This window comes from Legionella pneumophila subsp. pascullei (assembly GCF_900637585.1).
GTDB classification, from domain to species: domain Bacteria; phylum Pseudomonadota; class Gammaproteobacteria; order Legionellales; family Legionellaceae; genus Legionella; species Legionella pascullei.
Genome location: NZ_LR134380.1, coordinates 590,508 through 605,623, shown reverse-complemented (window position 1 = coordinate 605,623; position 15,116 = coordinate 590,508). Strand labels below are relative to the sequence as shown.

The following is a 15,116-nucleotide window of genomic DNA, read 5'->3' as shown; positions in this document are numbered from 1 at the left end:
TATTCTTAGCTCCTCCTTTTAAAAGCGGTATATTACCGAATTGAGCAATACGAGACAAGGGCAGAACAGAAAAAACTACATTAAAATTCAATATATACTGTTTGCACCTGAATCATTGCCACGTTTCTCACCACAGTGGATTGAAAAGAGGATAAGCCATGCTCAACAGCTTATCCTATATTTAACGAACTACTGGAATTTCATCATAGATGGATCAAATGGTTTTCCATTAACCGTGAATTTTCCTTCACTCAAACTCATCTCAATTACATAGTCTTTGCCATCGACAGTAATTAAACCAGATTGCTCCAACTCATTAATTTGCTTATCTACTTGCATTGAAGCGATTTGCTCAGGAGTAGGTTCTGCCTGGTTTGATTGACCTTGACCACTTTGCAGCTGTTGAATTAACGCTTGTTGCATTTCTGGCTGTTTTGCCATTTGTTGCATAATCGATTGCTGCATCAGTTGCTTCACTACCTCGATTGGCATTTTTAACTTGGCATTACCTTGAGTTTTTTGAATCAATTCAAAAGGATTAGAACTATCGCCTTTGGGTAAAGTAATTAACAAGTTACCATCAATCATGCCTTGTGGAAGTTTGAGACTTAATTTGGAAATTTCAAACTCTGCACCTTTACTAAATAGCTTTGGTAATTCTGGCAGCATTGCCATTAATGCTTGTTGACGCTCTTGATCTGTACCCCTTTGCATCGCATTAGCTTGCTCATTGATTTTCGCCAGTACTTCAGCATCAAGGTTTCGTAAAGACATCTCGACTTCACCAGGACCGTAATTTTGTCCATTGGCGAATAACGATTTTAAAACAGCACTAAAATGAGTGCTGAAAAGATTGTCCTCTATATCGCTGCTTGAACTTAATGTCAATTCACTAATTTCAAACATCTTTTGATCTTTAACAACTACAGCAAGTGATGGTAATGAAAAACTGGCTTGGCCCAAGTATAATCCTGTAGTCGTTTTATGTAAGTCATACTCGCTGGTTACCTTACCCAAAGTGAGTTTGGTGTCATCTTTAGAAAACTCTGCACCATCAAATTCAATTTCCCCTTCGACTTTATCCAAATTGGAAGACATTGATGTGCTGCTATCCATACCCATCCAATTAAATTTACCATTTCCATCTTTAGCAATTAACTTAAAGGAAGGAATGGACAATTCAACTGTGCTGTTATTTAAGTAATTAACAAAAATACTTAAATTTAACTGAGGTTTTTCTGAATCTTTAGAAAAAAGCTCATTAAATTGTTGATTATATTTTTCTGGAAACGGAAATACGGTTTGTGCAAAGCCCATTCCAAAACGTACCTGCTTATTCGCATATATAATGGGGCCGTGATAAATCTTAATCGGCATTTCCATTTGATAATCTTGAGCAGGTGTAGTTTGCAATTTTCCATCATCGTCTTTTACTACTCGCTCGGGTACATGTAAACGCCATTTAACTAATGCATCAGAGCAAAACCAACCTCTCTTATATTGCTGAATATCAGCGAAAAGCCCATTGGATTGATTAATTACCTCGACAGTTTTTTTAACCGTTCTTTCGGTTAGAATTCCCATGCCATAATATCCACCTAGGATTAAAACAGCCAGGATAATTACTAATCCTGTAAGTTTTTTCATTATTATCTCCATGTTATTAATTTGCAAATAGCATTACTCGAGCGCAGCAAAGTGCTGCGAAAAGTATAACAGCAAATAACCTAAAAGTGCGACAGTCTAATGCAAGAAGATTAAAACTTAATGAAAAATATTTTTCATTAAGTTTTAATCAGTTGGTGTTTTTGCAGCAAAAATCAAACAATGATAACGTATTGGCAATTGAATACTCTATGTTTTATTTTGCTATCTTAATCCCTTATGGGTTTACAATAGGTTTCTTTAACTGTAAACGCAAGGATTAAAGCAACTAAAGAACATAAGGGAAGTAATTTTAAACCGGCCTGGAAATCTGATAATAATAACGTTTCAACATTATAGGCTCTGGGTCCAGATACCATGTCTATGATACGTCCGACTAAAGGTTGGAATAATGCCCCGACAAAAATCGAAGTCATATTGGTAAAGGCGATAGATGTACCAACGACACTCCTGTCATGTATTTCTGTAGAAACTGCATACGAAATCGCAACTCCAGTATTCGTAATACCAAAAACAAAAAATAGTATGTAAGCTGTTGTTTGACTCATTTCAGGAATAAAAACAAATAAACTGCTCAATATAACCCCGCATACTGCGGATATAATCATCAATGGCTTACGACGTCCCATTTTATCAGAGATCCAACCTGACAACGGGCCACTAATTCCCCAGCCTATAAAGATCAATCCCGTTGCAAAAGCAGCAGCGTGCGCGCCTAAACCACGACCAAACTGTAAGTAAGCAGGGCCTATTGCTTCACCAATTACAGCGGTGGGACCAAATAAAAATCCAGCATACATCGCATTAAGCCATGTTTGTTTATTTGACAAAATAATCTTTAAACTTTCCAATATACTGATTCGATTAACGGAACGAATTTCACTGCGATACTCACCTGGCTTATCTTGAACAAATTGGTACAACAAACCCGATAAGGCAATAAATAAGAACGCAATAATCAACATGCTGTGGCGCCACCCAACATTACTAACTAAAAATGAAACAGGGGCTTCCCCTGCAGCAGCACCTAGCATTCCTAATGCTTGAGTTAATCCTGATAATAACCCGAGCATGGTTGGAGGAAACCATGAAGTGGCAAGGCGAAGTGAACAAATAAATGCAAAAGCCGCGCTAAAACCAATCAACATTCTCCCAATTGATGCAGTGAGCAGACCATCTGCAAGACCAAATACACAGCAGCCAAAAGCAGTAACTAATGACATAATCGTCAATAACCATCGTATGCTCAATCGATCGACTGTTAATCCCACGGGAATTTGCATTAAGATATATGGAACATAGAAGGATGCAGTTAATATGCCGAAACCCGCTTCATTAATGCCAAAGTCCATTTGTAGATATCGGTGCATTACACCTGGCGCTACTCTAGCTAAATAATCAGAAAAATAAAAAGCAGCTGCCAACCCCCAAACTAACCACGCAAAACCCAGGTAATTTTTACGTTTATAAATTTCCACTTTAGATATTCCCATTTTGGTATAACCACCACATGCTGTATTTATTTAAAAAATGATCAATAAATTAACAATGATAACCTATCATTATACTGCTGTTGTAACTTATTTCAACATGTAGTTTATTTTTACCTTTTCCATATTAGTAATGTATTGAGAATTTAGGATATAATCCTAATTTTTAATGATTCATTGCCATCCAGTTGAACAAAGAATTCTCTGGATTGACTTGGATTAATCGATGAATTTAATTCAAGATAATACTGAATAATTCCTGGAGGTTTACTACAAAGTTTTAAACTAGTTAGGGCAAAATCATACTTTGAGTATAAAATAAAAAATTGATCCATTACTGCACAAGCGGGGATCTATCGCGCAAGATATAACAAGTTTGCTACTGAAATAGATGCATACCTGCTCGGGAATAACAAAATATGCTCAAACTTATAAATATCAAGGCTCATAATCAGCTTAAATTAGTATGTTCTTACCCTGCTAAAGTAGAAGCTTCATATATTTTAAAGAATGGAAATTGGTCACTCTGAACAAGTTTAAAAATCAAATTTTCAATATACTATAAAGACATGAGATCCATCCCTGATGAATAAACTAAATATTGCTATTAAAGAAGCTTTTGAATCGTCCGGAAGCTCAAAAGAAGCAAATAAAGTTTACCTTGAATTTATCAAAGCAAACTTTATTATCCCTATTGAATCTAATTCCGATGATAGTGAGCCTAGAGTATTATTTTTGGAAGAGAATAATAATGTTTTTTTGCCAGTATTCACTGACATGAAATACCTGGATGCTTGGGCAAAGGAAATTAGCCCGCATATCAAATTACTTAAATTATCAGGGGTCGACCTGCTGAAAGGTTTAGGTGAGCAAGTTACAGTTTGCCTTGATATCGGCAGTGAGCATTATAAAGAATTCAATCCATCTGAAATTGAACGAATGAGGTCGATGGTTTTGAAATTATTCAAAGACTGAACTTAGTACAATGAAAACTCCTATTCAATTGAAGAGACATTAAATTATGCTCTTCAATTGAATGGATGATCATGCTACAAGCTCAAGTAATTGGTAACCTACTATTGCGGAAGCGGCTATCGCACCACCAATTTCAAAGACTAAAGATAGAAAGCTGTTTTTATGATGATATTGCTGATCATTTGCAGCATTGGTTTTGTCTAAAAGAATATCTTCCTCGATATTATTCAAATCAAATAAAGGCTTTTCCCCATATATTCCAGCCCACCATCCTTCAAGCCATTGTTCTGCTTCTTGAGAACCTTCTCGGAAAGGATTATCTTCTTCTGGAACCTCTGCCAATGCACATTCATACCCAAAAATATAACATTCTTCATAGCTTGGGTGTTCAATGTTAAATCGTAATCTAATATGTGGTAATAAGGATGTTGTATCGTTCATGATGATAGCCTCTTTTATGTATCCTGAATATATTTCCGCTTTTCAACTCATTTACTCCTAAGCCTATAATTATTAATACAATTAGTGCAGAACTACTTTTAGTGCATATAACTCCCACACTTAAATCAATTTTACGACTTTAATTTGCCCCCTGCCTTCGAAGATAAAATATTTACATTATCTTGACAAAAATCTTTTTAACTTTGGAGCTACAACATAATACCAAGTTAACTTATTGATTTTATTGATAGGGATGCAAGTATTAGGCCAACTTTTTTATCTTATTTTCCATGTACTTTCTGGATAATAAGTTGTGTTTATGTTTAATATTTGAATTAACATGGTAATAAATTATTCAGCTTTAAATGATCAATCAAAAATAGGATATTTATAAGGCTTACACAAAACCGTAAGACCAAGGCTTAAAATGTTTTTAACAAAGAGATTGGAGTTTTTCGTAAGTCCTGATTTGTAAACCTAACAAAATTTGTCAACACAGCGTACTTATTAAAAATATTCTATCTATATCTCAATAATAAAATAATGCCGGCAGGCATGATGACAAAAACTGCCGGTCAAGGTGCCAGTCTACGGTGAATCCATTCATTACCATGCCGGTAATAATGAATTCGATCATGTAACCTGTTATCTCTACCCTGCCAAAACTCAATCTCATCCGGGATTATCATGTATCCGCCCCAGTTTTCCGGTCTGATTACGGGTTTTTGACCATATTGTTCAATCAACTGATTTAATGCTTCTTCTAGAGAAATCCTATCCAGAATTTCTTGACTTTGGGGAGAAACAATCGCGCTAAACTGACTTTTTAGAGGTCTGGAAGAAAAATAGGCGTCAGATTGCTCACTACTGATTTTCTTCACTCGCCCACGAACACGTACTTGTCTTGCCATTTGTGGCCAATAAAAGTTAAGTGCGGCATAAGGATTCTTTTGTATTTGCATTGCCTTGGCACTTTGATAATTGGAATAAAAAATAAAATTACCGTTCTCTAATCCTTTTAATAAAACGACTCTGGAATCTGGATAACCTTTTTCATCTACTGTAGACAGAACCATCGCCGTGGGATCATTCGTTTCATTTTGTAAAACATCATCAAACCATAGTTTAAATTGGGAAATAGGATCATTTTCAGCCGATTCTTCACTAAGCTGCAACTCACCATAATCTCGTCTAATATCCGCAAGACTTCTAAATTTGCTCATAGCAAACCTTCACTAAAAAAAATGTAAACAATTATACTCTCTAAAATTTATAATTTGCGACATGTTTTGCAGTTAAAATTTTTCAATAGATCTCATACATAACCTGATTTTAAAATACAGATGCTTACGAAAAATCCCCAGATCAAGGCAAACAATATTTTAATGAGGATGTTTAGATAAACTAAATGACCAAATTAAAAACTTTTTTAACAAAGAGATAGGGGTTCGTAAGTCCTGATTTTGTTTTGATGGAAGGTACAAACATTTTGTGGAGCATAGTTTACATGTAGTCAATGAGTAACACAGAAATTTTTGCAACGCAGCATTAAAATTTAAGAGGCAGGTTAGACTGGTCTAGGCTTATTTAATCCAGTGTAAATCATGATAGGTGTTGGGCTGCGCTTAACACAGCACCAACATTAATAGAGTAAAATTACCAATTTATTTTAATCAGTTCATACTTTTATGATGCAAGCGCTCATGGGTTAGAGAAAATAAATATTTTCTTACCAACCAGTGACTTCAGCTATTGCATCTCCCAAATCAGCAGGAGATCGAACCGTTTTCACACCCGCCGCTTCCAGCGCAGCATATTTTTCTGCTGCGGTTCCCTTCCCACCAGAGATAATTGCTCCAGCGTGCCCCATGCGTTTTCCAGCAGGCGCTGTAACTCCAGCAATGTAAGATACTACAGGTTTTTTAACATGAGACTTAATGTATTCAGCTGCCTCTTCCTCTGCTGAACCACCAATTTCTCCGACCATGATGATAGCTTCAGTCTTAGGATCTTTTTCAAACAAAGACAAAGCATCAATAAAGCTGGTACCTGGAATTGGATCTCCACCTATCCCTATGCAAGTACTTTGGCCAAACCCTTTATCAGTAGTTTGTTTTACTGCTTCGTATGTTAAAGTTCCTGAACGTGAAACGATTCCAACTTTTCCAGGTAAATGGATATAGCCTGGCATAATACCTATCTTGCACTCGCCTGGTGTAATTATTCCCGGACAATTAGGGCCAATTAACCGAGCCTGGGTATTGTTTTCTATGTATACCTTTACTTGCAACATATCCAATACAGGCACGCCTTCTGTAATACAAACAATCAGTTTAATACCCGCTTCAGCTGCTTCAATAATTGAATCTTTGCAAAATGGTGCAGGAACATAGATAACGCTGGCATCCGCCTTAGTTTCTTCGACGGCTTCACGCATGGTATTAAACACAGGCAGTCCTAAATGCATTTGACCACCTTTGCCTGGAGTAACTCCCCCCACCATCTTGGTTCCATAAGCTAGCGCTTGCTCTGTATGATAAGTACCTTGTTTTCCAGTAAAGCCCTGACATAGTACTTTTGTATGTTTATCTACTAATACACTCATTGTTAACCTCGTAATTTAATGGCATACCTGCTTTGAAAACCACCTTTACCAATAATGCCAAAATTAATTTATTCTTTATTTGGAAACTGCTGCTACAATTTTCTTGGCCGCGTCTGTCAAACTCGTTGCAGCAATCACATTCAGATTGCTTTTATTCAATATCTCGGCACCTAACTGGGCATTATTACCTTCCAGTCTGACAACCACAGGAATTTTCACATCCACTTCTTTTACAGCGGCAAGAATTCCATCAGCAATAAGGTCACAACGAACGATTCCACCAAAAATATTAACCAGGATTCCTTTGACTTTTTCATCTGACACAATAATCTTCAATGCTTCACTTACTCTTTCTTTTGTGGCGCCGCCCCCAACATCCAGGAAATTAGCCGGCTCACCACCATGAAGTTTTATCACGTCCATGGTAGCCATGGCCAAACCAGCACCATTTACCATACAACCTATTGTCCCATCCAAAGGGATATAATTAAGTTCCCAATCACTGGCTCGGTTTTCTCGATCATCTTCCTGAGAAACATCTCGCATATTTTTCAGTTTAGGTTGTCGGAATAAAGCATTTCCATCGATATTAATTTTTCCATCCAGACAAATCAGTTGCCCAGACTTCGTTACAACAAGTGGATTTATCTCTAATAGACTTAAATCACACTCAACAAACATTTTCCCTAAGCCCATCATTAAATGGGTGAATTGTTTGATTTGATCGTCCTTTAATCCAAGTTTAAAACCTGTTTCACGGCATTGAAAAGGCATAACACCAACTAGTGGGTCAACAACCACCTTGAAAATTTTTTCAGGTGTTTCATGTGCAACTTTTTCAATTTCAACACCACCTTCTGTAGAGGCCATGATAACAACCCGTCTGGTGGCTCTATCAACAACAGCACCAAGGTATAATTCTCTGTCTATTTCACAAGTTTCTTCAACCAAAATAGCATTGACCGGTTGGCCTCTGGCATCAGTTTGATAGGTAACCAGGCGTGTACCTAACATGGATTTCGCAACTGTAGCCAATTCATCCTTGCTAGAAACCAGTTTCACACCACCGGCTTTACCTCTACCACCAGCATGGACTTGTGCTTTCACAACCCATCGAGAGGTTGATAATTGAGAAGCAACGAGCAAGGCATCCTCAACATTATAAGCGACTTCACCACGAGGAACTGGTAAATCATAGCTCACGAATAATTGCTTGGCTTGATATTCATGTAAATTCATTCTAATTACCTTTTAAAAAAGCAAGACCCGTCAAGACGGGTCTTGCAGTTAAACATGACTCATTAAACATTAAGTAAAAGTCGAGATGGATCTTCCAACAACTCTTTAACGCTCACTAAAAATTGTACAGAATCTTTTCCATCAATTAAACGATGATCATAGGACAAAGCAACATACATCATAGGACGGATTACTATTTGCCCTTTCTCTACAATAGGTCTTTCCTCAATTTTATGCATCCCTAAGATACCTGTTTGCGGTGGGTTGATAATGGGCGTAGCTAATAATGAACCGAATACTCCACCGTTGGTTATGGTAAATGTCCCCCCTTGCATCTCTTCCATAGACAACTTACCAGTTCTGGCTTTTGATGCTGCATCATTAATGGCTAATTCAATTTCTGCCATGCTTAATTGATCAGCGTCTCTAATTACCGGAACAACCAAACCTCTTTCAGTAGAAACAGCGATTCCTATATCATAGAAACCATGATACACAATATCTTGCCCATCAATGGAAGCATTCACAGCCGGGAATCGTTTCAGCGATTCTACTACCGCTTTTGTGAAAAAAGACATAAACCCTAGTTTGACACCATGTTTTTTTTCAAAACTATCTTTATACTGAGAACGCATGTCCATAACTGCCTTCAAATTCACTTCGTTAAAAGTGGTTAACATGGCAGCATTGTGTTGTGCTTGTAATAAACGTTCCGCAATCTTGGCTCTTAGTCTCGTCATAGGGACACGTTTTTCTTCCCTGCCACCAAAGGAAAGGGCTCTCATAGAAGGCTCTTTTTGAACTTCAGTAGATTGGTTGGCTTTTTCTCTATTGGATTCTATATAAGATAAAACATCTTCTTTGGTTATCCTGCCATCTTTACCAGTACCTTGAATCTGCCCAGCTTTCAAATCATTTTCAGCCATCATGCGTCTTACTACTGGACTGGTTGACTTATCTTCTTTTGAGCTGATTGATTCTCTTTCAGAAACGTTCATTTCTTCTTTTTTAGCGGGTTTCTCTTCTTTTTCAGTTTTTTGAGGTTCCGCGGAAACGCCTTGAGAAATTTTTGCAAGTAAGTCTCCTGAACCAACCGTATCTCCGGCTTTAAACAGAATGTCGGATAATACCCCATCCACCGGTGATGGAACTTCAAGGACAACTTTATCTGTTTCCAGATCAACCAGGTTCTCATCGCGAGACACTTTATCACCCACTTTCTTATGCCATGCAGCCACTGTTGCATCAGCTACTGACTCGGGTAGAACAGGTACTTTGACTTCAATAGACATGGTTATACCTTCTCTTAATATTATATTGTTTAGATTTATTTTTTACCAAGTAATGCTTGCTCAACCAAAGCAACTTGTTGCTCGGCATGCAACCCGGGACTGCCCACTGCTGGTGCTGCAGCAAACTCTCTACCAGCATAATGCAAGGTTTGATCAGAACGCAAACAATCACGTATATTATGCTGAGAAGAGAACCAGACTCCTTGGTTTTGGGGTTCTTCCTGGCACCAGACTACTTCATTAGCCTGTTGATATTTCTCCAATTCAGCCATTAATGCTTTTTTGGGAAATGGATACAATTGCTCTATACGCACAATCGCTACGTGGTTTAAGTTTTTATCGCGGCGCATTTGCAATAAATCATAATAAACCTTACCACAACATAACACCACTTTTGTTACTTTTTGTGCGTCCAAGGTATCAACTTCCGGGATCACTGTATGAAATTTTCCTTTAAACAAAGCCTCCAAAGGTGAAACAGCCAATTTATGCCGTAGAAGACTTTTGGGAGTCATGACAATTAAAGGCTTCCTGAAATTACGAATCACTTGTCGTCTTAATAAATGAAATATTTGTGCTGGAGTTGTTGGGGTGCATACTTGAATATTGTGCTGTGCACAAAGCTGCATATAACGCTCCAATCGCGCAGAAGAGTGCTCGGGACCTTGCCCTTCATAGCCATGAGGTAAAAGCATCACCAAGCCGCATAGTCGCCCCCATTTTTGCTCACCGGAACTTATAAATTGATCGATAACAACTTGTGCTCCATTTGCAAAATCACCAAATTGAGCTTCCCAAATAACCAGGAAAGAGGGCTCAGACGAAGCAAAGCCATATTCGAAAGCTAATACCGCCTCTTCAGACAGTACCGAATCGATTACAGTAAAATAACGTTTGGGATTGGTTGATATATGTTCCAAAGGAATAAAAGTATCGCCTGTTTCAATATCATGGAGTACAGCATGTCTATGGGCAAAAGTTCCTCGACCACTATCTTGTCCAGAAATTCTTACTCCATAGCCTTCATGCAACAAACTGGCATAAGCCATGATCTCGGCATAGCCCCAATTCATAGGGATTTCACCAGCAGTCATTTTATTACGTTCAGCTAACAAACGCTCCACAACAGGATGCAGTTTCATTCCTTCAGGTAATTTGTTTAATTGGGATGAAATTTTTTCCAATTCTTCCTTGCTAATGGTTGTATCAACCTTATCAGTCCACTTGGCGTTCGTATAAGGAGTCCAATCCAGTGATTGCTTTCCTTCATAATCCTCATGAACCAAATCAACAACCGCCTTGCCTTTATCCAATGTTTCTCTGTAAGAATCAACTAACTTGTCTACTTCTGATTTGGTTAATAAATTAGCACTGACCAATTGTTCGCCATATTTTTCGCGTAATGGAGGCATGGATTTGATTTTTTTATACATCTTTGGCTGAGTCACTGAAGGTTCATCCGCTTCATTGTGGCCATGACGTCTGTAACAGACGAGATCAATTACTATGTCTCGCTTAAACTTCATTCGGAAATCAAAAGCTACTTGGGTGGCGAATACTACTGCCTCAGGATCATCTCCATTGACATGAATGACTGGTGCCTGAACCATTTTGGCAACATCTGTACAATAGAGGGTTGAACGGGCATCCAAAGGATTGCTCGTTGTAAATCCTATCTGATTGTTAATAACAATATGGATTGTTCCACCAGTACAATAACCACGTGCCTGGGAGAAGTTAAACGTTTCCATAACCACACCCTGGCCTGCAAAAGCGGCATCACCATGAATAACAATGGGAACTACTTTATCCTTTTTAGCCAAATCGTTGCGTCTTCCCAAACGAGAACGTACCGATCCTTCAACTACTGGCCCAATAATTTCCAAGTGGGAAGGGTTAAATGCCAAAGCCAAGTGTACAATAGCGCCTGATTCTGTTTTTATGTCAGAGGAAAAACCCAGATGATACTTCACATCACCAGTTCGTTCGTATTTAATTTTTCCTTCAAATTCTTGAAACAATAGTCCTGGCTCTTTACCGAGCACATTCACTAACACATTTAAGCGCCCTCTATGCGCCATTCCAATGACAAGCTCTTTAACATGATTTACACCCGATCTTCTAATGATTTCTTTCATCATTGGAATTAAAGAATCTCCCCCTTCAAGAGAAAATCGCTTTTGACCAACATATCGGGTTCCGAGATAACGCTCCAAACCATCGGCCGCTATCAAGTCTTTAAGGATGCTCAGTTTTTCCTTTGTGCTGAATTCAGGGCAGCCACGGACAGATTCCATCTTATGTTGTAACCATTCAGTGACTTCAGTATCAGATATATGCATATATTCAATGCCTATACTGCGGCAGTATGCTTCGCGAAGGGCGTTGTATATTTCCCCCAAAGTCATCTCTGGCCCATTAAAACTGGTACCAGCAAAAAAAGTACGGTTAACATCAACATCGGCAAGATTATGATAAGCCAACTCCAGGCGTGGCACTGGCATACGCTCCGTCATTTCCAATGGATCTAGCTTTGCAGCAAGATGCCCTAATGATCTAAAATCATTAATCAAACTGGCAACCTGGTACTGCTGACTGTCTGCAGTTTGAATTATTTTATTAAGCTTCTTATCAGCATGCTGCAAAAAATAATCGCGAATGTCTCTATGAGATACTTCTTTAGTAGTACCGTCTACTTTAGGTAAAGCGCTAAATACCGCTCTCCAATCCTCTGACACTGAACCAGGGTCTGCGAGGTAATCCTCATAAAGACTATCAACATAAGCCATACTTCCTCCAGACAAATAGGAAGAAGCCCATTCTTTTTGCAGATCAGAACTGCTCATTATCATTCTCTCCAAAGGGTTCACTCAGAAGCTATCTGAGTAACAAGAACTGATTTATTACGTTTCCTGCGTCAACATTTGCGTGCGAATTTTTGCAATCGCTTGCGTTGGATTGAGTCCCTTCGGGCATACATTCGTGCAATTCATAATAGTACGACAACGAAATACACTGAAAGGATCTTGTAATAAATCCAAACGATGTTGCGTTGCTTTATCACGACTGTCTGCTAAAAAACGCCTGGCTTGTAAAAGTCCAGCAGGGCCTACAAATTTATCAGGATTCCACCAATAAGACGGACATGAACTGGTACAACAAGCGCATAAAATGCACTCATACAAGCCATCCAATTGTGCCCGCTCTTCAGGAGATTGTAACCTCTCTCGAGCAGGTGCCACTTCATCATTCTGTAAATAAGGCTCAATGCGTTCATATTGCTGATAAAATTGGGTCATATCGACTGCCAGGTCACGAATTACTGGAAAACCTGGTAAAGGACGTATCACAATTTTATCTGTATTTAATTGCGAAAGATGTGTAATGCAAGCTAATCCATTAGTCCCATTGATGTTCATACCATCAGAGCCACATACCCCTTCTCGGCAAGACCGCCTGTAAGTAATAGAAGGATCTTGCTCAGCCTTCAAGCGTTCAAGCAAAGTAAGTAGCATGGGATCACTTTTAGCCGGAATTTCTATCTCATAATCTTTCATGTAAGGTTTGGCATCCACCTCAGGATTATAGCGATAAATCGACAGGATTAATTTTCTACTATCAGCCATAAAATATCCTCATTAGTAAACGCGTTCTTTCGGCTCAAAAGGCTCGACATACTTGGGTGAGGTATTAACCGGACGATAATCTATCACCTCACCTTCCTCAAAATACAATGTGTGCTTAATCCAGTTTGCATCATCTCGTTTTGGATAATCTTCCCTGCTGTGCGCCCCTCTGCTCTCAGTTCGCGCAATTGCGGATAAAGCCGTTGCATAAGCAGTTGCCATTAAATTATCCAATTCCATAGCTTCAACGCGTTCTGTATTAAAAATTTGACTTTTATCATCAAGTTTAGCATGAGCCAAGCGATCGCGCAGGGATTGTAAACGTTTCAATCCTGAAGCCATTACCTCGCCTGTACGGAATACTCCGAAATCTTCCTGCATTACCCTTTGCATTTCATCTCGTATTACTGCATGGCTTTCACCGTCTTTTGAGTTTTCCCAACGCTCATAACGAACCAGGGAGGCCGCCACATCGTCTTCACTCACATAAGACATATCAGGCAGTTGATTTGATTGCCATAATTCTTCAACATGTATCCCGGCCGCACGGCCAAACACCACCAAATCCAATAAGGAATTACCACCTAATCGATTGGCTCCATGCACTGAAACGCAGGCACATTCTCCTACCGCATATAATCCCTCCACCACATGCTCTTTACCATCAGTTTTAGTTATAACCTGACCATGCATATTGGTAGGAATTCCTCCCATACTGTAGTGGCAAGTGGGAACAACTGGAATCGGTTCAACGATTGGATCCACACCGGCAAACTTCATAGATAACTCGCGAATACCAGGCAAGCGAGACATAATCAAATCAGCGCCTAGATGATCAAGTTTTAATTTAACATGATCAACGCCTTTTGGATCAAATCCCTTCCCAGCCCGAATTTCCAAAGCCATCGCACGAGCGACCACATCCCGCGAAGCCAAATCCTTTACTCTGGGGGCATAACGTTCCATAAAGCGCTCGCCATCTTTGTTAATTAAATATCCACCCTCACCTCGGCAACCCTCAGTCACCAGAACACCGGCGCCGGCTATACCTGTTGGATGAAATTGCCACATTTCCATGTCTTGAAGAGGGATGCCTGCTCTTAGGGCCATTCCAAAGCCATCGCCAGTATTGATAAAAGCATTCGTTGTCGATTGAAAAATTCTACCGGCTCCCCCTGTTGCCAAAATACAAACTCGAGTTTGAAAAAACACAATCTCGCCTGTCTCCATACACATTGCAGTAACACCTGCAATCCTTCCTTGCGAGTTTTTTACCAGATCGAGAGCATACCATTCACTAAATACGTGAGTTTTAGCTTTTAAATTCTGTTGATAAAGAGTATGCAGTAAAGCATGCCCTGTTCTATCCGCGGCAGCACAAGTACGAGCCGCTTGTTCTCCACCAAAATGTTTTGATTGGCCGCCAAACTGACGTTGGTAAATTTTTCCATTATCCATTCGTGAAAAAGGTAGACCCATATGTTCCAGCTCATAAACTGCTTCAGGGCCAGTTTTACACAAATATTCTATACAATCCTGATCACCAATGTAATCAGCGCCTTTCACGGTATCATACATGTGCCAACGCCAATCGTCTTCATCAGCATTTCCCAAAGCCGCTGTAATACCGCCTTGAGCCGACACAGTATGTGAGCGGGTTGGAAATACTTTCGATAACAACGCTACTTTTAGACCAGAATTTGTCATCTGGAGTGCAGCTCGCATTCCTGCACCACCAGCTCCTATAATTACCGCATCAAACCTGTTACGTGCCACTGTCATG

The 15,116-nt window shown here is 39.1% G+C and carries 11 protein-coding genes; 1 reads left to right on the top strand and 10 read right to left on the bottom strand.

Going from position 1 to position 15,116, the window contains the following annotated elements:
• Positions 1-189: 189 nt before the first annotated feature.
• Together EL201_RS02820 and EL201_RS02815 are read right to left on the bottom strand one after the other, a co-directional pair.
• A complete protein-coding gene (locus tag EL201_RS02820) occupies positions 190-1,647 on the bottom strand; it encodes a YdgA family protein (RefSeq protein WP_027223607.1) in 1,458 nt (485 codons plus the stop codon).
• A gap of 227 nt (positions 1,648-1,874) precedes the next feature.
• On the bottom strand, positions 1,875-3,158 hold the full coding sequence (locus EL201_RS02815; protein ID WP_027223606.1) for an MFS transporter: 1,284 nt from the start codon (positions 3,156-3,158) through the stop codon (positions 1,875-1,877).
• 582 nt (positions 3,159-3,740) lie between these two features.
• Between EL201_RS02815 and EL201_RS02810 the strand changes: the two genes are divergently transcribed.
• Complete coding sequence (locus EL201_RS02810) at positions 3,741-4,130, top strand: SseB family protein (protein ID WP_027223604.1); 390 nt, start codon at positions 3,741-3,743, stop codon at positions 4,128-4,130.
• A gap of 69 nt (positions 4,131-4,199) precedes the next feature.
• On the opposite strand, the gene EL201_RS02805 is transcribed toward EL201_RS02810, so the two are convergent.
• The 8 genes from EL201_RS02805 to sdhA all read right to left on the bottom strand — a co-directional run bounded on the left by EL201_RS02805 (position 4,200) and on the right by sdhA (position 15,115).
• Complete coding sequence (locus EL201_RS02805) at positions 4,200-4,571, bottom strand: hypothetical protein (protein ID WP_027223603.1); 372 nt, start codon at positions 4,569-4,571, stop codon at positions 4,200-4,202.
• Positions 4,572-5,146: 575 nt separating this feature from the next.
• Positions 5,147-5,794 (bottom strand): pyridoxamine 5'-phosphate oxidase, encoded by a 648-nt coding sequence (pdxH, locus tag EL201_RS02800; RefSeq protein ID WP_027223602.1) that lies wholly within the window; start codon positions 5,792-5,794, stop codon positions 5,147-5,149.
• A 506-nt stretch (positions 5,795-6,300) separates the two neighbouring features.
• Positions 6,301-7,176, bottom strand: a complete 876-nt coding sequence (gene sucD, locus EL201_RS02795; RefSeq protein ID WP_027223601.1) for a succinate--CoA ligase subunit alpha — start codon at positions 7,174-7,176, stop codon at positions 6,301-6,303.
• A 75-nt stretch (positions 7,177-7,251) separates the two neighbouring features.
• Complete coding sequence (gene sucC, locus EL201_RS02790; protein WP_027223600.1) at positions 7,252-8,415, bottom strand: ADP-forming succinate--CoA ligase subunit beta; 1,164 nt, start codon at positions 8,413-8,415, stop codon at positions 7,252-7,254.
• 62 nt (positions 8,416-8,477) lie between these two features.
• Entirely contained in the window at positions 8,478-9,707 is a 1,230-nt protein-coding gene (gene odhB / locus EL201_RS02785) for a 2-oxoglutarate dehydrogenase complex dihydrolipoyllysine-residue succinyltransferase (protein WP_027223599.1), read from the bottom strand.
• Positions 9,708-9,742: 35 nt separating this feature from the next.
• The gene (locus tag EL201_RS02780; RefSeq protein WP_027223598.1) at positions 9,743-12,553 is read right to left on the bottom strand and encodes a 2-oxoglutarate dehydrogenase E1 component; all 2,811 of its coding nucleotides are present in this window, start codon (positions 12,551-12,553) and stop codon (positions 9,743-9,745) included.
• 57 nt (positions 12,554-12,610) lie between these two features.
• A complete protein-coding gene (locus tag EL201_RS02775; protein ID WP_027223597.1) occupies positions 12,611-13,333 on the bottom strand; it encodes a succinate dehydrogenase iron-sulfur subunit in 723 nt (240 codons plus the stop codon).
• Between the two features lie 12 nt (positions 13,334-13,345).
• Positions 13,346-15,115: a succinate dehydrogenase flavoprotein subunit gene (gene sdhA / locus EL201_RS02770; RefSeq protein WP_027223596.1), complete on the bottom strand. Its 1,770-nt coding sequence runs from the start codon at positions 15,113-15,115 to the stop codon at positions 13,346-13,348.
• Position 15,116 lies beyond the last annotated feature (1 nt).

Excerpts from the sequence above, each read along its gene's own strand:
- EL201_RS02820 (WP_027223607.1), bottom strand. The coding sequence starts at position 1,647 with ATGAAAAAACTTACAGGATTAGTAATTATCCTGGCTGTTTTAATCCTA.
- EL201_RS02815 (WP_027223606.1), bottom strand. The coding sequence starts at position 3,158 with ATGGGAATATCTAAAGTGGAAATTTATAAACGTAAAAATTACCTGGGT.
- EL201_RS02810 (WP_027223604.1), top strand. The coding sequence starts at position 3,741 with ATGAATAAACTAAATATTGCTATTAAAGAAGCTTTTGAATCGTCCGGA.
- EL201_RS02805 (WP_027223603.1), bottom strand. The coding sequence starts at position 4,571 with ATGAACGATACAACATCCTTATTACCACATATTAGATTACGATTTAAC.
- pdxH (WP_027223602.1), bottom strand. The coding sequence starts at position 5,794 with ATGAGCAAATTTAGAAGTCTTGCGGATATTAGACGAGATTATGGTGAG.
- sucD (WP_027223601.1), bottom strand. The coding sequence starts at position 7,176 with ATGAGTGTATTAGTAGATAAACATACAAAAGTACTATGTCAGGGCTTT.
- sucC (WP_027223600.1), bottom strand. The coding sequence starts at position 8,415 with ATGAATTTACATGAATATCAAGCCAAGCAATTATTCGTGAGCTATGAT.
- odhB (WP_027223599.1), bottom strand. The coding sequence starts at position 9,707 with ATGTCTATTGAAGTCAAAGTACCTGTTCTACCCGAGTCAGTAGCTGAT.
- EL201_RS02780 (WP_027223598.1), bottom strand. The coding sequence starts at position 12,553 with ATGAGCAGTTCTGATCTGCAAAAAGAATGGGCTTCTTCCTATTTGTCT.
- EL201_RS02775 (WP_027223597.1), bottom strand. The coding sequence starts at position 13,333 with ATGGCTGATAGTAGAAAATTAATCCTGTCGATTTATCGCTATAATCCT.
- sdhA (WP_027223596.1), bottom strand. The coding sequence starts at position 15,115 with ATGACAGTGGCACGTAACAGGTTTGATGCGGTAATTATAGGAGCTGGT.